Annotated in this window: 19 protein-coding genes and 1 pseudogene; 8 read left to right on the top strand and 12 right to left on the bottom strand. The window is 71.4% G+C overall.

The window, feature by feature from the left end:
* The coding region (locus tag HNR57_RS39330; protein WP_246554132.1) for a DUF2510 domain-containing protein at nt 1-357 on the bottom strand (357 nt) is incomplete at its 3' end.
* 333 nt (nt 358-690) lie between these two features.
* On the opposite strand from HNR57_RS39330, the gene HNR57_RS01955 reads away from it, so the two are divergent.
* The 4 genes and pseudogenes from HNR57_RS01955 (at nt 691) to HNR57_RS01940 (ending at nt 5,863) form a co-directional block, all read left to right on the top strand.
* Entirely contained in the window at nt 691-3,375 is a 2,685-nt protein-coding gene (locus tag HNR57_RS01955) for an ATP-binding protein (RefSeq protein ID WP_184554958.1), read from the top strand.
* 481 nt (nt 3,376-3,856) lie between these two features.
* The gene (locus HNR57_RS01950; protein WP_513819876.1) at nt 3,857-4,876 is read left to right on the top strand and encodes an AF_0692 family protein; all 1,020 of its coding nucleotides are present in this window, start codon (nt 3,857-3,859) and stop codon (nt 4,874-4,876) included.
* 65 nt (nt 4,877-4,941) lie between these two features.
* Nucleotides 4,942-5,313 (top strand): annotated as a pseudogene (locus HNR57_RS40810) (IS5/IS1182 family transposase); the annotation flags it as partial.
* Nucleotides 5,314-5,389: 76 nt separating this feature from the next.
* Nucleotides 5,390-5,863: a GNAT family N-acetyltransferase gene (locus HNR57_RS01940; protein WP_184554951.1), complete on the top strand. Its 474-nt coding sequence runs from the start codon at nt 5,390-5,392 to the stop codon at nt 5,861-5,863.
* Between the two features lie 37 nt (nt 5,864-5,900).
* On the opposite strand, the gene HNR57_RS01935 is transcribed toward HNR57_RS01940, so the two are convergent.
* The 3 genes from HNR57_RS01935 to HNR57_RS01925 form a co-directional block, all read right to left on the bottom strand.
* Entirely contained in the window at nt 5,901-6,782 is an 882-nt protein-coding gene (locus HNR57_RS01935; protein WP_184554948.1) for a metallophosphoesterase family protein, read from the bottom strand.
* A gap of 443 nt (nt 6,783-7,225) precedes the next feature.
* The gene (locus HNR57_RS39135; RefSeq protein WP_221341961.1) at nt 7,226-7,390 is read right to left on the bottom strand and encodes a tRNA-specific adenosine deaminase; all 165 of its coding nucleotides are present in this window, start codon (nt 7,388-7,390) and stop codon (nt 7,226-7,228) included.
* Nucleotides 7,391-7,671: 281 nt separating this feature from the next.
* The gene (locus tag HNR57_RS01925; RefSeq protein ID WP_184554944.1) at nt 7,672-8,532 is read right to left on the bottom strand and encodes a class I SAM-dependent methyltransferase; all 861 of its coding nucleotides are present in this window, start codon (nt 8,530-8,532) and stop codon (nt 7,672-7,674) included.
* Nucleotides 8,533-8,606: 74 nt separating this feature from the next.
* On the opposite strand from HNR57_RS01925, the gene HNR57_RS01920 reads away from it, so the two are divergent.
* A complete protein-coding gene (locus HNR57_RS01920) occupies nt 8,607-9,191 on the top strand; it encodes a TetR/AcrR family transcriptional regulator (RefSeq protein WP_184554941.1) in 585 nt (194 codons plus the stop codon).
* A gap of 167 nt (nt 9,192-9,358) precedes the next feature.
* Nucleotides 9,359-10,216 carry a hypothetical protein gene (locus HNR57_RS01915; RefSeq protein WP_184554939.1) on the top strand — a complete coding sequence of 286 codons (858 nt, stop codon included), beginning with the start codon at nt 9,359-9,361 and terminating at the stop codon, nt 10,214-10,216.
* A gap of 96 nt (nt 10,217-10,312) precedes the next feature.
* Here HNR57_RS01915 and pcaDC read toward each other — a convergent pair whose 3' ends face one another.
* The 7 genes from pcaDC to HNR57_RS01880 form a co-directional block, all read right to left on the bottom strand.
* Nucleotides 10,313-11,428 (bottom strand): bifunctional 3-oxoadipate enol-lactonase/4-carboxymuconolactone decarboxylase PcaDC, encoded by a 1,116-nt coding sequence (gene pcaDC, locus HNR57_RS01910; protein WP_184554936.1) that lies wholly within the window; start codon nt 11,426-11,428, stop codon nt 10,313-10,315.
* On the bottom strand, nt 11,425-12,717 hold the full coding sequence (pcaB, locus tag HNR57_RS01905; protein ID WP_184554933.1) for a 3-carboxy-cis,cis-muconate cycloisomerase: 1,293 nt from the start codon (nt 12,715-12,717) through the stop codon (nt 11,425-11,427). The genes pcaDC and pcaB overlap by 4 nt, the downstream gene beginning before the upstream one ends.
* Nucleotides 12,714-13,319, bottom strand: coding sequence for a protocatechuate 3,4-dioxygenase subunit alpha (gene pcaG, locus HNR57_RS01900; RefSeq protein WP_184554930.1), 606 nt, complete (start codon nt 13,317-13,319; stop codon nt 12,714-12,716). The genes pcaB and pcaG overlap by 4 nt, the downstream gene beginning before the upstream one ends.
* A gap of 6 nt (nt 13,320-13,325) precedes the next feature.
* A complete protein-coding gene (pcaH, locus tag HNR57_RS01895; RefSeq protein ID WP_184554927.1) occupies nt 13,326-14,099 on the bottom strand; it encodes a protocatechuate 3,4-dioxygenase subunit beta in 774 nt (257 codons plus the stop codon).
* 112 nt (nt 14,100-14,211) lie between these two features.
* Nucleotides 14,212-15,414, bottom strand: a complete 1,203-nt coding sequence (locus tag HNR57_RS01890) for a thiolase family protein (protein ID WP_184554924.1) — start codon at nt 15,412-15,414, stop codon at nt 14,212-14,214.
* The gene (locus HNR57_RS01885) at nt 15,411-16,055 is read right to left on the bottom strand and encodes a CoA transferase subunit B (protein WP_184554921.1); all 645 of its coding nucleotides are present in this window, start codon (nt 16,053-16,055) and stop codon (nt 15,411-15,413) included. The genes HNR57_RS01890 and HNR57_RS01885 overlap by 4 nt, the downstream gene beginning before the upstream one ends.
* Nucleotides 16,055-16,810 carry a CoA transferase subunit A gene (locus HNR57_RS01880; RefSeq protein WP_184554918.1) on the bottom strand — a complete coding sequence of 252 codons (756 nt, stop codon included), beginning with the start codon at nt 16,808-16,810 and terminating at the stop codon, nt 16,055-16,057. Before HNR57_RS01880 ends, HNR57_RS01885 begins: the two co-directional genes overlap by 1 nt.
* 205 nt (nt 16,811-17,015) lie before the next feature.
* On the opposite strand from HNR57_RS01880, the gene HNR57_RS01875 reads away from it, so the two are divergent.
* Nucleotides 17,016-17,480: a MarR family winged helix-turn-helix transcriptional regulator gene (locus HNR57_RS01875; protein ID WP_184554915.1), complete on the top strand. Its 465-nt coding sequence runs from the start codon at nt 17,016-17,018 to the stop codon at nt 17,478-17,480.
* Nucleotides 17,481-17,504: 24 nt separating this feature from the next.
* On the opposite strand, the gene HNR57_RS01870 is transcribed toward HNR57_RS01875, so the two are convergent.
* Nucleotides 17,505-18,485 (bottom strand): DUF3048 domain-containing protein, encoded by a 981-nt coding sequence (locus tag HNR57_RS01870; protein WP_184554912.1) that lies wholly within the window; start codon nt 18,483-18,485, stop codon nt 17,505-17,507.
* Nucleotides 18,486-18,690: 205 nt separating this feature from the next.
* On the opposite strand from HNR57_RS01870, the gene HNR57_RS01865 reads away from it, so the two are divergent.
* The gene (locus HNR57_RS01865) at nt 18,691-19,881 is read left to right on the top strand and encodes a zinc-dependent alcohol dehydrogenase (RefSeq protein ID WP_184554909.1); all 1,191 of its coding nucleotides are present in this window, start codon (nt 18,691-18,693) and stop codon (nt 19,879-19,881) included.
* Nucleotides 19,882-19,888 lie beyond the last annotated feature (7 nt).

Raw genomic sequence — 19,888 nt, 5'->3', positions numbered from 1 at the left:
GGCTCCGGCCGGAGTCCCGGCTCCCGGTGTTCCGGCCCCGGCCGGCGCCCCGGCTCCCGGCGCCTCGGGCCCGGCCGCCTGTCCCGCTCCCGGCGTCTCGGCTCCGGCCGAAGTCCCCGCTCCCGGTGTCCCGGCTCCGGCGGGCGTCCCCGCTCCCGGTGTCCCGGCCCCGGCCGGCGCCCCGGCGGCGGCAGCCGGCCGGTCCGCCGGCCCGGTCGGGGGACCCCAGGTCGCGGGCGGCTGTACCGGGCGGACGCGGTCCGTCCAGGCCTTGCCGTCCCACCAGCGCTCGGTGGCGGGCCCGTCACTTGTCTGTCCGGGATCGGCGTACCACCCGGGAGGAGTCTCCTGCGTCATGCCCCCACCGTATGAGGCGTCGGTGAAAGAGGCATGAGAGGAGTCGGAACCGGCTGTTCCAGGGGCAGTCGCGCCGGGGCCGCGACACCGCACGGCGGCGAGCGGCGAGGCAGCTGCATCCGCCGGGCCCCGCAGCCGCTGAATGAACGTCATCTCCCTTGACTTTGCGCGCGGTTGACTGAAATGCGGCTGGTGCAGGGCCGGACGCGTCGCCCGGCCGCCCCCGGCGTCACCCGTCACGGCAAGAGGTGCCCCGACCACCCTCCATTCGGGCAATCGGACGGCTACGCTCGACGTCTGTACGTCGTTCGGGCGACTTGGGGAGGTAGCGGGATGACGGAGGTACGGCCCACGGCCGCCGCCTCGGCTTCCCTGTGGGAGCGCGAGGAGGAGGTCGCCGCCGTCACGCGGGCGGTCGAGACCCTGTGCACGGACCGTTCCTCGCCCGGCGGACTGCTGGTCTTCCGCGCCGAGGCCGGACTCGGCAAGACAGCTCTGCTGGCCGAAACCCGCCGCATCGCCGAGGCCCGCGGCTGCACGGTCTGGTCGGCCCGCGGCGGCGAGACCCTCAGGTCGGTCCCCTTCAACGTGGTACGGCAACTGCTGCAGCCGGCCCTGGTGTCGATGCTGCCGGATGAGGCCCGCGAGTACCTCGGCGACTGGTACGACATCGCCGGCCCCGCCCTCGGCATCGCGGAACCCGGCGACCGGCAGGCCGACCCGCAGGGCGTGTGCGACGGCCTGGTCGCGGCCGTGCGCCGGCTCGCCCGCCGGGACTGGCCGCTGGTGCTGCTGATCGACGACGCCCACTGGGCGGACCAGGAGACCCTGCACTGGCTCGCGGGACTCGCCGAGCGCATCGACGAGGTGTCCGTCCTGATCGTCGTCACCCGCCGCCCCGAGGAGGTCTCCGGCGCGAGCGCCCGTCACCTCGACACCGTCGCCGCCGCCGCGGACGGCCCCATGACGACGCTGAGTGCCCTCACCCCGGACGCCACGGCCGGGCTCACCCGCGCCTCCCTGGGAGAACACGCCGACGCCGCGTTCTGCCGCGAGGTCTGGGCCGTCACCGCCGGCAACCCCTACGAGACCGTCGAACTCCTCGCCCGGGTCCAGGACAGCGAACTCGAACCGGTCGAGGCCCGGGCCGGGGAACTGCGCGAGCTGAACCGCTCGGCCCGCGGCGGCGGCCTCGTCGCCCGCCTGGAGGAACTCGGCATCGACTCCACCCGGTTCGCCTGGGCCGCCGCCATCCTCGGCACCGGCATCTCCACCGACCTGGTCGCCAAACTCGCCACCCTGCGCCCGGACGACGCCCGCCGCTGCGCCGAACTGCTGCGCACCGCCCGCATCCTCACCGCGCCCGACCCCGCCACCGGCCGCAGCGCCGACGGCGACCTGGAGTTCGTCCACCCGCTGATCGCGTCCGCCGTCTACAACTCCATCCCCGACGCCCTGCGCACCGCCATGCACGGCATAGCCGCCCGGATCGTCACCGACGAGGGACACGGCGCCGCGGCCGCCGCCCGCCACCTCCTGGAGGTCCACCCGGACGACGACGAGGAACTCGTCGGACAACTGCGTGAGGCCGCCCGCGAACACCTCGCCGTCGGCGCCCCCGACGCGGCCCGCCGCTGCCTGGAGCGCGCCCTGAAGGAACCGCCCCGGCCCGAGTCGCACCCGCAGGTGCTGTACGAACTGGCCGAGGCCACCTTCCTCACCGCGCCCGCCCGCACCATCGGCCATCTGCGGACCGCGCTCGGCATGCCCGGCCTCCAGGGCCGCCAGCGGGTCGACGCCGTCTTCCGGCTCTCCCAGGCGCTCCTCCACAACGACCAGCTGGAGGAAGCCGTCCGCACGGTCGAGGCGGAGGCGGCCAGGCTCCAGCCCGGCCCCGACCGGATGCGGCTGCAGGCCGCGCAGTTCATGTGGGAGGGGCTGCACGCCGGCGAGGCCGCCTCACCCGGCCGCTCCCAGCGGCTCGCCGACCTCGCCCGCCCCTGCACCGGCCGGGACAACTCCGAACGCGCGCTGCTCATCCTGCGCGGCTTCGACGCCCTGATGCAGGGTGAGAACGCCGAGGAGGTCACCGAGCTGTGCGACCGCGCCCTCGTCAACGGCCGCCTCGCCCCCGGACTCGGCTGGACCGACACCGAGTGGGGCATCGAACTGCTGCTGATGCTGGCCAACGCGTACGGCTTCACCGACCGCCTCGACCGCGCCGAGACCCTCTACAACGAAGCGCTGCGCGCCTACGAGACGGCCGGCTGGAGCGGCGGCCACCTCGCCCTGGCCCATGCCTACGTGGGGATCGGCCACCGCAGGCGGGGCCGTCTGAAGGAGGCGGAGGCCTCCCTGCGCGAGGCGCTGCGCCTCGCCGAGCGTGTCGGCCGCGGCCTGCCCCTGTACTGGTCCGCGACCTGCAGCCTCGTCGACACGCTGCTCGCCCGCGGTCATGTCGAACAGGCCTGGGAGGTCGCCGAACAGCACGGCTTCGCCCCGCCCTACCCGTCCACCATCGTCCTGCCCGATCCCCGTTCGGTGCGCGGCCGGCTGCTGCTGGCCGTCGGCCGCACCAAGGACGGCATCAACGAACTGGAGGCCGCGGAGAAGGCGGCGGCGGCCCGCGGCCACCACAACCCGGTGCTCGTCCCCTGGGCCGCCGACCTCGCCCGCGCCCTGCGCACCGAGGACCCGGCCCGCGCCGCCCGGCTCGCCGTCGACGTCCGCCGCCAGGCGGAGCGCTTCGGCACGGACACGGCGATAGGGGAGGCCCTGCGCTGCGCCGCCGACCTGGAGACCGGCCAGCGAGCGGTCCGGCTCTACGGCCAGGCGGTCACGTACCTGGAGGCGTCGCCCTGCCAGTACGAACACGCGGCGGCCCGCATCGAGTTCGGCATCGCCGCCCGCTCGGCGGCCGATCTGCACCGCGGCCTGGACCTGGCGATCTCCTGCGGGGCAGACGGGCTGGCGGACCGGGCGCGTGCCGCGCTCAAGGCCGGTGTCGGCCCCGCGTAGTCCGGACACGGACCGGCGGCGAAGGAGACCTGACGGCCGAGGCCGACGCGGCGCACCCGCCCGCCCTCAAGGAGCAGTGTGCATCGTGAAGTTGCAGGTCACGGGTCTGGTGTGAATGGCGAGTTGGGTACTCGTGCTGGTCGGCGGCCGATGATCACGGCGTGCCGGTGCCGGAGTCGCAGAACCGCCACCCGGCCACCGTCATGACGTGGGACGAGTCCTCGCCCCCGGCACTGAGACTTTGGTCGCCGTGGAGTAGACCATCGGCGGATACGCGGCGCCCTGGGCAGCGACAGACTTGCAGATATGAACTTCCGTCAACGTCCGACTTCCCTCCATGGCCAATGCCACCGTGGTCGCTGACTCCCCGCTGACCATCATGCTGGTGTGCGCCGCGGGACGGTTATCGGCGGAAACGACATCGCGGAACTCCATCGCGATGGCGGCCAACAGGTGAAACAGAGGACCCAGAAGCGTGGGAATGAAGACGCCGCCCGATCCACCAATCGCCAGGGGTCGCGCCGAGCTCAGTCCGGATGGCCGGCGGCACCGGGTGGCCCCGGTGGTGACGCTGTTTCTCATGGCTCCCTTGCTGGGCGAGGTGGTGGGCGCGGCGTTGCGCTTGAGCTATTTCGTGGAGCCCTTGCGGGTGGTCTCGATCCTGTGCTTCTACGGTGCCGGTGTCGTCCTGGTACGCGAGATCGCGCAACGCCTGCGGCTCAACGGGTGGGGGATAGTCCTGCTCGGTGTCGCCTACGCGCTGATCGAGGAGGGCCTCGCCCTGCAGACGATCTTCAATCCGCAGGGGATGGACGGCGAGACGATGTACGGCCGCGCCGCCGGGGTGAACTGGTTCTGGGCCGTGCTCGTGTGCGGGTACCACGTTGTCTGGAGTGTGCTTATTCCCATCGGCGTGGTGCATATCCTGTTCCCCCGGGAAAGCGGGTCCCCGTGGTTGTCCCGACGGAAGCTGTCGGCCTTCGGTGGGGTGTTCGCCCTCGGTACGGCGCTCTTCGCGCTGATTTCCCTGCTGCGGTCGGATTTCCGCCTTTCCGTCGTCGAGATCGGCGTGGTGCTCGCGATCGTGGGAATGCTGACATTGGCCGCGTCGCGCTGCCGGGCCCGAGAAACACCGCGGGTACCGCAGCGGCTGCCCGGGCCGATGCGCGCCGGGTGGACCGGGCTGGGCTTCGGACTGGTCTGGTTCGTCTTCCACCTGCTGGCGTTCATCGGCGGCGGCATATCGTTCGTGTGGTGGGTGCTCGCAGCCGTGCTGGTCGCCATCGCCGCCGCGGCGATCGTGGCACGCTGGATGCGCCACGGCTGGACGGCGCGGCACCAGTTGGCGGCATCCTTCGGCGCGGTCCTTGCCGCTGGACTGTTCGGACTGCTGCTGGTCTCCCTGGGGGATCACCTAGTGGACGTGGTCTTCGAGGTGATCGTGATCGGCGGGATCATCGCTGGCTACGTCTGGACCCGTCGGCGAGCCAGCCCGACCTGACCCGTCGGCCATTGTCTGCGCACCCACAACACTGGCGTTTTGACAGGCAACCCTGAGACCGATGGTTGAGCACGGTCAACCGATGTGACCCAGCCGCGTTGCTTCAGAGGGAGGTTCTTTGTTTCCGCGGCATCCCGCCGATCCGTTCCCGCCGCAGAGCCCATCGGCGGCGTCTCCCGCCAACCTGCACGCGGACCAGGGCTACCACTACGACCACCTGCGGCGATGGGTCAGCATGGGATCACCGACCGGATCGCCCGGGCATCGAGTCGTCCACGCGTCTGGGCCGGCACCGCTGGACCATCGAACGCACGATGGCCTGGCTCGCCGGCGGCCGCCGACTCCACCGCCGCTACGAGCGCAAAGTCGAACACTTCCTGGCCTTCACCAGCATCGTCGCCTGCAGTCTCCTCTGCTATCGCAGATTCATCAAATGAGACGCCACTTAGCACGCCAGGTTGGCACTCTGGGCATCACAGTTGCTGCTCTCGGTTGCTGGGTCTGTGGCCTGACATGATCGTCTTTATGGACGTAGAGATCACATCAGCCGAGATAGGCGACATCCATCAGGTCCTAGGGGATCACCCGCGCTACTGGGGAGAGCGCGACCTCCGGTCTCTGCACCTGTTTTCCTTGGTGCACGAGTTCGGTTCAACGTGCCTGGTGGCCCGTGCCGGGGACGGGATCCGCGGGTACATCATCGGTTTCGTCACGCCCACCGGCACGGGGTACGTGCATTTGATCGCCACGCGGGAGGATGCCCGGGGCACTGGGCTCGGCCGGCGTCTCTATGCGGCGTTCGCACAGGCCGCGCGTCGCCAGGGCGCGCAACGGCTGAAGGCGATCACGTCCGTCGGGAACACCGGCTCGATCGCCTTCCACCGCAGCCTCGGCTTCGACACGCAGATCGCCGAGGACTACGACGGCCCCGGCCACCCCATGGTCGTCTTCGGCCGGCCGCTGCCGCCGGAAGGCGCGGCCTGGTGAGGAGTTCAACGACTTCGGGTAAGCGCGCGAGCGCTGGTCAGGTTCCGGCGCCGAGTTCGTCGATGACGGAGCGGAGCTGCTGTTCGTCGAGTTCGTAGACGGTCTCGCCGGCCTGCGGGTCGCGGGCGTGGAGGGTGTGGAACAGCGGGCCGTGCGCGCCGAGTTGAACCAGGGTGGCGGAGGCTCCGCGCACGGCCCGTTCGGTGCGGGGGGCGGCGGTGAGGTCGACGCGGCTGACGACGCCTGGGGTTACCCACACTGGCACTGTTTCCAGAAAACCGAAGATCTGCAGGTGGAAGTGGCCGCACAGGATGAGGCGGACGTCGCTGCCACGGATCGTGTCGACCAGTTCCGACGGGTTCTGCAGTCCCAGGGCCTGCTGGACTTCCACGTCCAGGGTGATCGGTGGGTGGTGGAAGACCAGGACGGTGCCGTGGGGTGCTGGTGTGCCCAGTACGTCGCGGAGCCAGTCGAGCTGGGTCCGGCTGAGGTGCCCGTACCCCTTGCCGGGCACGAGTGAGTCGAGCGTGATAAAGCGGTGGCCGTCGACCAGGCTCACGGCGGCCCGCTCTGCCTCATGGGAGGCGATCAGGGTGTCGGCCCGGTCGCTGCCGTCCGGATCGAGATGACCGCTGCCCAGCACCTTGGCGAACGCCTGGCGCTCATCGTGGTTGCCGGTGCTGTAGATCACCGGGACGTTCCGCTCCGCCGCGAACTCACGCACGATGGCGCGGGCCGCGACGTATGCCTCCGGGGAGCCGTCGTCGGCGATGTCACCGCTGACCACGATGGTGTCGACCGCGCGCAGATGCCGTAGATCGGCGAGCATCCGGCGCAGGGACTGGGTCGCGTTGACGCCGTGCTTGTTCGGCGCGTCACGGCGATCGAGGTGGGTGTCCGACAAGTGCAAGATCCGCATTCGCCAGACGCTATCGAGGCCGGCTCTGCAGGGCCAGGCGTTTGTGCGCCGGAATCTGCGGGACCGAAACACCCTGCCCGAGAGCCCATAGTGTTCAGTCGCGCACGGGCAGGCCCCCCGAGAGCCGAGGCCCACCGCCGCAACCCTGCATTCGTCGCACCCTCGGCATAACGCTCGAACAATTCCTGACACCGCTGCCGAAGGACACCGCCGACGACTGTCGGTACTTGGGAGAACTCCTCCTCGGGTTGCTGCGGCCGCCACACACTGCCGACACCACCCGCCCCGTCGCTCGGGGATTCGAGCCCGTACCAGATCTCCGACATCCCCATCGTCATGGCGGCTCCCAGGCACATCAGGCAAGGTTCGAGAGTCACGGCGAGAATCATCGGCTCCGGACGTCGCCCCCAGCCCAACCCCTGATCGGCCTCCGTCATCGCCAGCTACTCGGCATGCACCAGACGCCGGTTCAGCGCCCGCTCCTGCGTATATGCGCGACCAACGACCTCGTCACCCATGACCACAACCGCACCGATCGGCAACTCGCCCGCCGCCAAGGCTTCCTCGGCAACGTCAATCGCCAAACCGAGTAACTGATGAGGGGCCATACGGTCGGCCTCCATGACTGTGTCAGCGCCCAGCTGGGCATTCTCCCTCGCCCCGCCCCGGCGGAGCCAGGTGCTCCGGCCGCCGGCCACGTTGGGCCGCCAGCTCGGCGGTGGGTCCTGGCAGCGTCGCTCACGTCCTGCTCAGGCCCTTCCACGCGTTGCTGATCAACCGATTCACGGACCGCACAGCCGACGCACTCAGGAGGGAATCCAACTCTGTATGCGCACCCTGAGTTGGATCCCTCCCGTCACATTCGCAGTGGTCCGTTGATTTCGATCACTTAGTAGGCCGACCGCTGTCCCGCCCGCAATGGTCGGACTGCCGCGCCTGGTTGGTGGGTGTGGGCTCGCGCGGCCGTGACCACTACAGCGGTGTAGTGCATCGTGAAGGTGCCGCCCAGCGCGTCGATGGCGGCCCCGACGCCCTCCAGTAGTTCTTCGAGCGTGGTAGGCGGAATCTGGCTGGCGTCACCACCCGTGCGCAGCTGGTCAAGCCACTCGTCCCGGAGGTAGGGCCGCTCCCAGTTGAACTGCCATCGTTGTGGGTCGCCAAAGGCGCTGGTCTGTCGTATCCCGTCGGCTGCCTTGGTGAACAGCACTGAGTACCCCTCGATGGCGGGCTTGGCCCATGGATTGCGTTGCGAGTCGGGCATGACTCGGCGGTGGACCTCTGAGAAGGTTTTCGCCATCTCGGGGGACGGCCGGAAGACGTTCCAGAACACGGCCAGTCGGCCGCCCGGCCGCAGCACCTCGGCCGCCTTGGCCGCTCCCGCGACCGGGTCGATCCAGTGCCAGGTCTGCCCGGCTGTCACGGCGTCGAAGGTGCGGCCGGCCGGGTCCCAGGCTTCGAAGGTGGCCACTTCGGCGTCGAGTCCGCTGTGGCGTGCAAAGGCGGCCATGCGTGGGTCGACGTCGACACCCAGCACCTTGCAGCCAGCCGCTTGGAACGGCCGGGCCGATAGGCCGGTGCCCATGCCGACGTCCAAGAGGTCAGGGCCGGGGCTTGCGGCGATGATCGCCTCCACCATGGCGTCGGGATAGCGGGGCCGGGCGCGATCGTAGAGTTCGGCATCCGAGCCGAACGACTCCGCTGCCTGGCGATGTTGATGTGACTCCCTCTCTGGGAACGGTAAAGTGGGCATGCGCCCACTATGGGTGGGCACATGCCCACTCGTCAATCGCGTGAGTCCTTGCGGACAGAAGGAGGCGAGGCACTGTGCCGACAGGGGTAGCCATCCGCGACGTGCGAGAGCGACTCTTCGACGCCGCCGAGTGCGTCCTGCTCCGGGACGGCCCAAGCGCGCTGACCAGCCGAGCGGTCACTACGGAGGCAGGCTGCGCCAAGGGCGTCTTGCACCGGCACTTCGCCGACTTCGACGCCTTCCTCGCCGAACTCGTCCTGGACCGCATCGCCCGGATCGACAACCGGGCTGCTGCCCTCTGCGGCCTGGCCGGGACCAGCACCGTCGCCGATAACCTCACCAGCGCGCTGACCGACCTGTTCGGCTCGGTCGCTGTCGCGATCGTCAGCCTTGTCACGTCCCGGGACGAACTGCGCGCCCGACTGCGCCTGGCCAGGCCGACCGGCGTTCCCGTTCTGACGGACGCTGCAACCGTGATCGCCACCTACCTCACCGCCGAGCGCGAACTGGGCCGCATCCCAGCGGAAACCGATGTCGACACGCTCGCCCCCACACTGATCGGGGCCACGCACATGCTGTTCGCCGATCGCAAAGGCACCCCGCCAGAGATCGGAGTCGTCCGCAAAGTGGTGACCACGGTCATTGCAAGGGCTGTTTAGAGCTCGTATCTGATTCGTGTCGCTCGGGCATGGAGTTCCTGTTCAGACGTGTGATCAACTCGCGGTTGGTGGCGCGAGCGGGATGGAGCAACGCAGTGCCTACGCGGGGCGGTTGTGAGAATCTGTGCAGCGCCCGACCGCCCACTGGCCTCAGGAAAGAGGTAGTCATGCCCCGTCGGTCCGAGCCGTCGCCTTCCCCACTGCCGTCGATCACGCTCCGAGGGTATGGCGAGAGCATCTGGCTCGAGGCCAGGGCCGTCTGGCTGCAACAGAAGGGGACGCGTCGGCGGATACCGATCGCGGCCGTCGAGGGTGCCCGGGTGACGGGTCGCGGCGGCCGGTCGGTCGAGGTGGCGCTGTGGGGCAGTGACGGTGCGCCGGGGCCGGTATTCGTGGTGGAGGGCAGGGACGCCTCAGCGGCGGCGCGCCTCGTCGAGGTGATCAACCGCGAGCGGTCGGAGACGGCACCACCACAGGGCGGGACGCCTCTCGTCGACGTTCTGCCGACGGGGACATCGGAAGCCGTCCGGCGCAGGAAACGGCGCACGGGTGCGGAGACGTTCGCCGTCCTGGCGGTCTACCTCGGCGGTATCGCCGGACTGGCCCTGGCGGGCAGACCGTTTCAGGCGTTGTTGTGGGCGGCGGGGGTCATGCCCCTCGCCCTTGGCCTCCTTCTCGTCGGGCCCGCGGCCGTGGCGGCGCGCCAGCGGTGGGTGCTGCGGAAGCAGGGAGTCGCGGTCGTGGCTCAATTCGCCCATGGAAATGGTCAGCGTAAGCACTTCCGGTACACCGACCTGGAGGGAGGCGTGCATGAGGTCCGGGCCGACTACGCGGCGCCGGGGATCGGCGGAGACCCGCAGCGCATCGAGGTCGTCTACGACCCGGAAGACCCGAACAAGGCCGTCTGCACACTGGCGGTGAGGACCCTGGTCTGGAGGACGGCGGGAGTCGTCCTCTTCGGAGTGCCGGTCCTGCTGCTCGGGGTTGGCATGACGGTGGGCCAGGCAGTGAGCCTGTTCTTTTGACAGACCCTTGGGCGCTTCGGCGTCCGGTTCCTCCGCGAGTACCCAACTCGCCATTCACGCCAGACCCGTGACCTGCAACTTCACGATGCACACTGCTCAAGGGGTGTCCTCCTCCGCCAGCACCCGCTGGGCCGTAGCGAACGCCGAATTCGCCGCCGGCACCCCGCAGTACACGGCCGTCTGGAGCAGCACCGCGCCGATCTCCTCCGGGGTCAGCCCGTTGCGGCGGGCCGCGCGGACGTGCATGGCCAGCTCGTCGTAGTGGCCGTGCGCGACCAGCGCGGTCAGGGTGATCATGCTGCGCTCGCGGCGCGAGAGGGTCGGGTCGGTCCAGATCTCGCCCCAGGCGTAGCGCGAGATGAAGTCCTGAAAGCGGGCCGTGAACGGTGTCTGCCGGTCCTGCGCCCGGTCGACGTGGGCGTCGCCGAGCACCTCGCGCCGTACCGCCATCCCCCGGCGGGCCTCCTGGCCGAAGTGTGCGCGCAGGGCGGTCAGCACCGCCTCCGGGCACTGCGCGGGCGCCAGGTGCGAGGCGCCCGGCAGCTCCACGAGCGTCGCGCCCGGCACGGCGTCGGCGATCTCCCGCAGATGCGCGGGCGGCGTCGCGGGATCCTCGCGACCGGCGATCAGCAGGGCCGGCACGGCGATCTCCGTGAGCCGGTCCCGCAGGTCGAACGCGGCGAGCGCGTCACAGCAGGCGGCGTACGCGTCGGGATCGGCGTCCCGGTGGTCCTGGACCAGGCGCGGCACGCTGAAGCCGCCGGCGAACCAGCGCGCGTCGGCGTTGTCCGCAAGCCGAGCGAGCCCCTCGCTCCGCACCAGCGCGGCCCGCTCCTCCCACGGCGTTGAGCCGTTGAAGTGCGCCGACGAGCAGATCACGGCCAGGGACGACAGCCGCTGCGGATGGTGCACCGCGAGATGCAGCCCCACGGCCCCGCCCAGGGACACGCCCGCGTACGCGAACCGCTCGATGCCGAGCGAATCGGCGAGCGCCAGCACCAGCCCGGCGAGGTCGGCGACCGTCGCACCCGCCCCGATGAGGCCGGCCGGCGAACCGCCGTGCCCCGGCAGGTCCCAGCGGACCACCCGATGGGTGACCGACAGCTCGGGCGCCACCTCGTCCCACAGGGCGTACGACGTGCCGAGCGAGGGGCCGAGCAGTAGCGGGGAAGCGGAGGAGGATCCCTCGGCACGGTGGTTCAGGAGGGTCAACGTCGCTCCAGGGCACGGTCGGTGAGGGCCCCGGCGGAGCCCGTGTAGTGGGTCGGGTCGAGGTCGGCGTCCGCCAGCTCCGGCGCCTCGGCGAGCGGCCGCCCCTCCGAGGCCAGCCGAGTGAGGAGTTCCTTGGCGCGGGCGCGGCCCAGCACCGGGGCCAGTTCGGCGGACAGCCGCTCGGAGACGATCAACCCGTGGGTGAGATCCAGGTGTTCGCGCATGGCACCGGGCCTGACCCGCAGTCCCTCCGCGAGTTCCGCGGCGTCCCGGGCGGCACCGCCGACCAGCCGCAGCAGGTCCCGCAGCGGCTCCCACTCGGCGTGCCAGGCCCCGGCCGGACGCTCGTCCTCGGCGGCCATGGCCCCGTACAGCGTGGCCGCGAGCTGCGGTGCCCGCCGCGCGGCGGAGGCGATCAGGGTGGAGCGCACGGGGTTGGACTTGTGCGGCATGGCGGACGAACCCCCGCCGCTGCCCTCCACGACCTCGGCGATCTCGGTGCGCGACAGGGTCAGGACGTCCACCGCGAGCTTGCCGAGCGCGCCGGCGGCGAAGGCCAGGCATCCGGCGAGGTCGCCGACCGGCGTCCGCAGGGTGTGCCAGGGCAGATCGGGTGCCCGCAGCCCGAGTTCCCGGGCGTACGCCTCCGGCAACCCGGCCGGGTCGCCCGCGCCGTACGCCCCGAAGGCCGCCAGTGTCCCCGCCGCACCGCCGAGTTGGGCGGGCAGTGACTCCCGGACCGCCCGCACCCGGTCCCGCGCGTCCAGCACCAGCGACCGCCACCCGGCCGCCTTCAGCCCGAACGTGGTCGGTACGGCGTGCTGGGTGAGGGTCCGCCCCGGCATCGCGGTGTCACGGTGCTCGGCGGCCAGCCGGGCGAGGGCCTGTTCGGTACGGCCGAGATCGGCGACGACCAGGCCGAGGGTCCGTGAGGCGACCAGCATCGTCGCCGTGTCCAGGATGTCCTGGCTGGTCGCGCCCCGGTGGACGTAGGGGCCGTACGCGTCGCCCACGGCCTTCGTCAGATCAGCGACCAGCGGGATGACGGGGTTGCCGCCCGCGCGGGCCCGTCCGGCGAGGGAGACCGCGTCGAAGGTGCCGCCGGCCGCCTCGGTCACCGCCGTCGCGGCCTCGGCCGGGGCCAGCCCCACAGCGGCCTGCGCGCGGGTCAGCGCGGCCTCGGCGTCCAGCAGCGCCCGCAGATATGCCTGGTCGCCGGTGGCCGCCGCGGCCGCCGAACCCGCCCACCCCGGGGCGAGCAGGCCGGTGTCACCAGAGGGAGATGTCACTGGAACTCCAGGAAGACCGTCTCGCCTTCGCCCTGAAGGCGGATGTCGAAACGGTACGTGCCGTCCCCCTCCTCCGAGGCGATCAGCGTGTCGCGGCGAGCGTCCTCCAGCCCGGACAGCAGCGGATCGGCGGCGAGCGCCGCCGCGTCGCCGGGCAGGTAGATCCGGGTGTACAGGTGCACGAGCAGCCCGCGCGCGAAGACGCACACGCTGAGGTACGGGGCGTTCCGCCCGCGGGCGCCGGGCCGCAGCGTCCGCGCGTACCAGTGGCCGTTCGCGTCGGTCTGGATCCGTCCCCAGCCCGTGAACTCCACGCCGTTGCGCCCGAGGAAGCCGCCCGAGGCCGGGTCGCGCCGCATCGAGCCGTCGGCCGTCGGCAGGTTGCCGTCGGGGTCCGGGCCCCACAGTTCGATCAGGGCGTCCGGCAGGGGTGTGCCCGCGCCGTCGGTGACGCAGCCGTGCACGGTGACGGTGTCCGGGTGCCCGAGGGGTGCGATGTCCTCGCCGCCGCGGAACGGCAGGGCGTGGCCGTAGAACGGGCCGACGGTGTGCGAGGGGGTGGGCAGCACGCTCTCCGGCCGGCTGGTGTCGATCCTCGTCATGGCTGGTCAGCGCCCTTCTTCGATCCAGGTGGCCTGCGGGCCGTCCAGCACGATGTCCCAGTGGTAGCCCATCGAGAACTCCGGCACCGACAGGCCGTGGTCGTACGTCGCGACCAGCCGCTGCCGGGCCGCGTCGTCCGTCACGGACTGGATGATCGGGTCGTAGGGGAACAGCGGGTCGCTCGGGAAGTACATCTGCGTCACGAGGCGCTGGGTGAACGCCGTGCCGAACAGGGAGAAGTGGATGTGCGCCGGCCGCCAGGCGTTGCGGTGCTGGCGCCACGGGTACGGGCCCGGCTGGACGGTGGTGAAGTGGTACCGGCCGTCGTCGTCGGTGAGGGTGCGTCCCACGCCGGTGAAGTTGGGGTCCAGCGGGGCGTCGTGCTGCTCGCGCTGGTGGGCGTAGCGGCCCGCCGAGTTGGCCTGCCAGACCTCCACGAGCTGGCCGCGCACCGGGCGGCCGTCGCGGTCCAGGAGCCGCCCGGAGACGGTGATGCGCTCACCGATGGGCTCCCCGGCGTGCTGCCGGGTGAGGTCGTTGTCGATCTCGGTGATGTCCCGCTCCCCGAAGGCGGGGGAGAACAGCTCCACCAGCTCGGGGTCCTTGCCGACGTCGATCGTGACCGGCGGCTGCTTGGGGTGCCGGAGCACCGAGGACCGGTAGGGCGCGTAGTCGCGCCGCGGCTGGTGCTCGACGGGGCCGCCGTCGGCGAGCCGCTTCTCGTACGCGGCGTGCTCGGCCGCGATCTCCTGGTCGATGTCGTGCTGCGTGAGAGTCATGGGGGTCCCTGAGGTTCTTGTGAGTCTCGCCCCAGAAGGGGCGCGGGGCTGGATCGATATGCGGCTCCGCCGCGCGGGCGCGACCGGCCACGGACGGCCCGCAGCCGAATGCCTAACGTTCCAGGACGAGGGCGAGCCCTTGCCCCACCCCGATGCACAGCGTGGCCACACCCACGCCACCGCCACGCCGGGCAAGTTGATGAGCGACCGTGCCGGCCAGCCGGGCCCCGGACGCACCCAGCGGATGTCCCAGGGCGATCGCTCCGCCCTGTGGGTTCAGGATCGCGGGATCGAACTCGGGCCACTCGGCCACACACCCCAGCACCTGAGCTGCGAACGCCTCGTTCAGCTCCAGCACGGACAGGTCGTCGAACCCCCTGCCCGCCTTGGCCAACGCCCGGTTGACCGCCTCGACGGGGGCGAGCCCGAAGTAGTGCGGGTCGGTCGCGGAGACACCCGTCGCGCTGACGCGGGCCAGCGGCTCGCGGCCCGTCGCCCTCAACCCCTCGTCGTCGACGAGCAGCAGCGCCGCCGCACCGTCGTTCAGCGGCGACGCGTTGCCCGCGGTCACCGTGCCGCCCTCCTGGCGGAAGGACGGCTTCAGCTTCGCCATCGCCGCCAGGGAGGCATCCGGCCGCACGCACTCGTCGGCGGCGAGGACCACCGGCTCGCCCTTGCGCTGCGGAATCGGCACGGGCGCCAGCTCGGCGTCGAACAGGCCCTCGGCCTGCGCCCGCGCCGCCTTCTCGTGGCTGCGCAGGGCGAACTCGTCCTGCTGCTCCCGGCCGATCTTGTGCTTGTCCGCGATGAGTTCTGCCGACTCGCCCAGCGGGATCGTCCACTGCGGTTCCATGCGCGGGTTGACCATCCGCCAGCCGAGCGTCGTCGAGTACAGCTCGGTGTGCCCGGCCGGGAAGGGCTTGTCGCTCTTCGGCAGGACGTACGGCGCCCGGGTCATGGACTCGACGCCGCCGGCCAGCGCGATGGACGCGTCGCCGAGCGCGATGGCCCGGGCCGCCTGGATCACGGCCTCCAGGCCGGACGCGCACAGCCGGTTGACCGTCACGCCCGGCACGGACGTGGGCAGACCGGCGAGCAGCGCGGCCATCCGGCCGACGTTGCGGTTCTCCTCGCCGGCCCCGTTGGCGTTGCCGAAGTACACGTCCTCGACCCGGGCCGGGTCCAGCTCCGGCGTGCGGCCGAGGAGTTCGCGGACGGCGTGCGCGGCCAGGTCGTCCGGACGCACGCTCGCGAGGCCGCCGTTGTAGCGGCCGATCGGCGTGCGGACCGCGTCGACGATGTAGACGTCCTTCACTTCAGGCCCTCCGGCACGGTCAGTTCGGCGTCGGTCCTGGTGACGATCTCCTCGGCGGTCACGCCCGGCGCGGTCTCGACCAGGACGAGGCCGCCGTCGGTGACGTCGAGGACGCCGAGGTCGGTGATGATCCGGTTCACGCACCCCTTGCCGGTCAGCGGCAGGGCGCACTCGGTGAGGATCTTGGGGGAGCCGTCCTTGGCGGTGTGCGTCATCACCACGATGACCGTGCGGGCGCCGTGCACCAGGTCCATCGCCCCGCCGATGCCGGTGATCAGCTTCCCGGGGACGGCCCAGTTGGCCAGGTCGCCCCGCTCGGACACCTGCATGGCACCGAGCACGGCGACGTCGATGTGCCCGCCCCGGATCATCGAGAACGACAGCGCCGAGTCGAAGAAGGAGGCGCCCGGCAGGACCGTCACCGTCTCCTTGCCGGCGTTGATCAGGTCCGGGTCGACGGCGTCCTCGGTGGGGTAGGGGCCGGTGCCCAGGATGCCGTTCTCCGACTCCAGGACGACCTCGACGCCCTCGGGGAGGTGGTTCGGGATCAGTGTCGGCAGGCCGATGCCGAGATTGACGTACTGGCCGTCCCGCAGCTCCCGCGCCGCCCGTGCGGCCATCTCCTCGCGCGTCCAGGCCATCAGGACCTCACCGTCCGCTGCTCGATCTTCTTGTCCGCCGCCTGCTCCGGGGTGAGCGCGAGCACCCGCTGCACGAAGATGCCCGGCAGGTGCACCGTGTCCGGGTCGATCTCGCCGGGCTCCACCAGCTCCTCCACCTCGGCGACCGTGACCCGCCCGGCCATCGCGGCCAGCGGGTTGAAGTTCCGGGAGGACTTGCTGAAGACGAGGTTGCCGTGCCGGTCGCCCTTCGCGGCCCGGACCAGGGCGAAGTCGGTGCGGATGCCCCGCTCCAGCACGTACTCGGTGCCGTCGAAGTCCCTGACCTCCTTCGGCGGCGAGGCGAGCGCGACCCCGCCTTCACCGTCGTAGCGCCAGGGCAGCCCGCCGTCGGCGACCTGGGTGCCCACGCCGGCCGGGGTGTAGAAGGCGGGGATCCCGGCGCCCCCGGCCCGCAGCCGCTCGGCCAGCGTGCCCTGCGGGATCAGCTCGACCTCCAGCTCCCCGGCCAGGTACTGCCGGGCGAACTCCTTGTTGGCGCCGATGTAGGAGCCCGTGACCCGGGCGATCCTTCCGGCGGCCAGCAGCACCGCGAGGCCCGACTCCATCGCCCCGCAGTTGTTGGAGACCACCGACAGGCCGGCCACGCCGCGCTCGTACAACGCCCCGATCAGCACGTTCGGCACACCGCTCAGCCCGAAACCGCCCACCGCGAGCGACGCGCCGTCCGGCACGTCGGCCACCGCCTCCAGGGCCGTGGCGACCACCTTGTCCATCCGAGGAGCCCCATCTCTTCCGAGCGACCCGACCAGATTAATCAGGGCACTGAGTATTTCCGCGAGCTGTTCCTCACGCTGCCATCGGGACCGAGAGGCGTCAAGACCTCGGCAGATGCACCTACGGTCTTTTGCGTGCGCGGCAGACAGTGCCCCGTGCGGTGAGTATTGTTCAGTGCACCGACGAAACGACCGAGGGGTGCACATGGCGGCCGCGGACCTCACCACCCACCCCGGGCACCTGGCCCGGCGGCTCCAGCAGGCCCACTATCTGCTGTGGAACGCGATGGTCTCCGAGGAGATCACCTCGCCCCAGTTCGCGGTCCTCAACACCCTCGTCGCCGAGCCCGGCCTCGACCAGCGCACGGTGGGGGAGCGGGTGGGGCTCGACCGGTCCACCATCGCCGAGGTGATCAGCCGGCTCAGCAGGCGCGGACTGCTCGACAAGGTCCGCGACCCCCAGGACGGCCGGCGCTCCCTGCTGCACCTCACGGACGAGGGGGAGCGCACGCACCGCAGGCTGACCGTGCGCACCGCCCGGATGAACCAGGTGTTCCTCGCCCCGCTGACCGCCGACGAGCGGACGGTGTTCTTCGACCTCATCCGGCGGGTCGCGGACGCGGCCGAGGGGCTCCGCAATCCCGACGAGCCCCAGGTGACACCCCGCTGAGGGGCGCCGGCCCGGGCGGTCCGGTCAGGGTGCCCCGGCGAACACCACCCACACCTGGCCCTTCGCGAAGTTCACCGGAGCGCCGTCGCCCGTGGTGAACGAGGTGCCGTCCGAAGCCTCCTCCCGCTTCCAGTTCACGTCCCAGGCCCGCCCGTCCCGCAGCACCGTCGCCTTGCCCGAGCCGACCGTCTCGGTGTACGGCGTGTTGTTGCCGAGGAAGTCCCGGAAGGCGGACGCGCGCACCTTCACGTACTGCACGACCACCGTCGCGGCCGCCATCCGCTCCCCGTCGGCCGTCGTCGCGGGCGTGCCGTCCATGCCGACCAGCCACCGGTCGCGGGAGTCCGACCAGGTGAAGGTGAAACGGGCCGCCGGGTAGCGCACCGCCCGGGTCTCCGTCGCCGTGCCGCCCTCGGGCGCCGGGCCGTAGCGGAAACCGGTGGTCAGGGCGGCCTGCCCGGGGGCTTCGGGCACGATCCGCCCGGGCCGCAGGTAGAGGTTGTGCGGGGCGGGCTTGCCGGTGCCGCGGAAGAAGGCGTCGGCCGCGTTGCCGGGCGTCTCCGCCCGCAGCGGTGCCTTGTCGATCAGCGGCAGGAGCTTCCTCTGCGCGCCGGAGAAGGCGAGCGTGGGGCGGTCGAACTGGCGCAGCAGCTCCAGGTCCGGCTCGCGGGCGCTGCGCACCGGCCCGGCCGTCTCCGGCAGCCGGGTCGCGTACACCGCCATCAGCCGGCTCAGCCCGCCCTCGACCTGCTCGGCGTAGACCACGTCCGCGGCGTCGACGCCCGTGTGCGGACGGGCCGCGGCGGCGTTGTCGATCTTGACGGCGAGGACGGAGGGGCCGGTCGCCGAGGGGGAGGTCCCCTGCTTCGACTCCTGGGGTGAGCCCCGTCCGTCGTCGCGCGGTCCGGCCCCGCTCGTGCAGCCCGCCGCCAAGGCGGCCGTCACCGTGGCGACAAGCAGCGCCACCGTCCTCGCGGCGCGCCGTTCGCGCACCCCTCGTCCCATGCCCACCGTCGCCACCGCGCCTTATGTCATCGATCTGCCTTGATTGTGCGCTTATCTGAACATCGATGGCCATAGTTGATCGTCGCTGCCGGGGAAGGGGCCTCGGTGCCGTCCGTCGATCGGCTCAAGGTTCAGCGCGGAGCGTCCGGGTACCCGGGCCCCGCCGTACGACCGACGCGCACGCTGACGGAGGGAGCGCGAGGCCATGAGGGCAGTGACCTGGCAGGGCAAGCGGGACGTGCGGGTGGAGAACGTGCCCGATCCGACGATCCAGGAGCCGACGGACGCGGTCATCCGCATCACCTCCACCGGCCTGTGCGGGTCCGACCTCCACCTGTACGAAGTGCTCACACCGTTCATGACCCCGGGCGACATCCTCGGCCATGAACCCATGGGCATCGTCGAGGAGGTCGGCGCCGGCGTCCCGGACCTGCAGGTGGGTGACCGGGTCGTGGTGCCGTTCCAGATCGCCTGCGGCAACTGCTGGATGTGCCTGACCGGCCTGCCCACGCAGTGCGAGACCACCCAGGTGCAGGGCGAGGGCATGGGCGCCGCCCTGTTCGGCTACACCCGCCTGTACGGCGCGGTGCCGGGCGCCCAGGCCGAGTACCTGCGCGTCCCGCAAGCACAGTTCGGCCCGATCAAGGTCCCCGAGGGCCCGCCCGACGACCGTTTCGTCTACCTCTCCGACGTCCTGCCCACCGCCTGGCAGGCGGTCGCCTACGCCGGCGTCCCGCAGGGCGGCAGCGTCGCCGTGCTCGGCCTCGGCCCCATCGGCGACATGGCCTGCCGCGTCGCCCAGGTACAGGGCGCAGGGCGGGTGTTCGGCGTCGACCTGGTCCCGGAGCGGCTGCGCCGGGCGAAGGCACGGGGCGTGGAGACCTTCGACCTGCGGGCCTTCGACGACGAGAAGGAACTCGTCGAGGCGATCCGCGACCAGACCGACGGCCGTGGCCCCGACGCCGTGATCGACGCCGTCGGCACCGAGGCCCACGGCAGCGCCGCCGCACGCATGGTGCAGAACGCCGCGGCGATCCTGCCCCGCAAGATCGGCGCCCCGATCGCCGAGCGCTTCAGCGTCGACCGCCTCGCCGCGCTCTACACCGCCATCGACCTGGTGCGCCGCGGCGGCACCATCTCGCTGTCCGGTGTCTACGGCGGCATGGCGGACCCGCTGCCGCTGCTCACCCTGTTCGACAAGCAGATCCAGATGCGGATGGGCCAGGCCAACGTCCGCCGCTGGAGCGACGAGATCATGCCGTACCTGACCGACGAGGACCCCCTCGGCGTGGACGACTTCGCCACCCACCGGGTCTCGCTGTCGCAGGCCCCGCACGCGTACGAGATGTTCCAGCGCAAGCAGGACGGCGCGGTCAAGGTCCTGATGCAGCCCTGACCGGTCC

Source organism: Streptomyces paradoxus (assembly GCF_014202475.1).
Lineage (GTDB): Bacteria > Actinomycetota > Actinomycetes > Streptomycetales > Streptomycetaceae > Streptomyces > Streptomyces paradoxus.
Note: the sequence above shows the minus strand (reverse complement) of the source record. Positions and strands in the feature narration are given on the sequence as shown.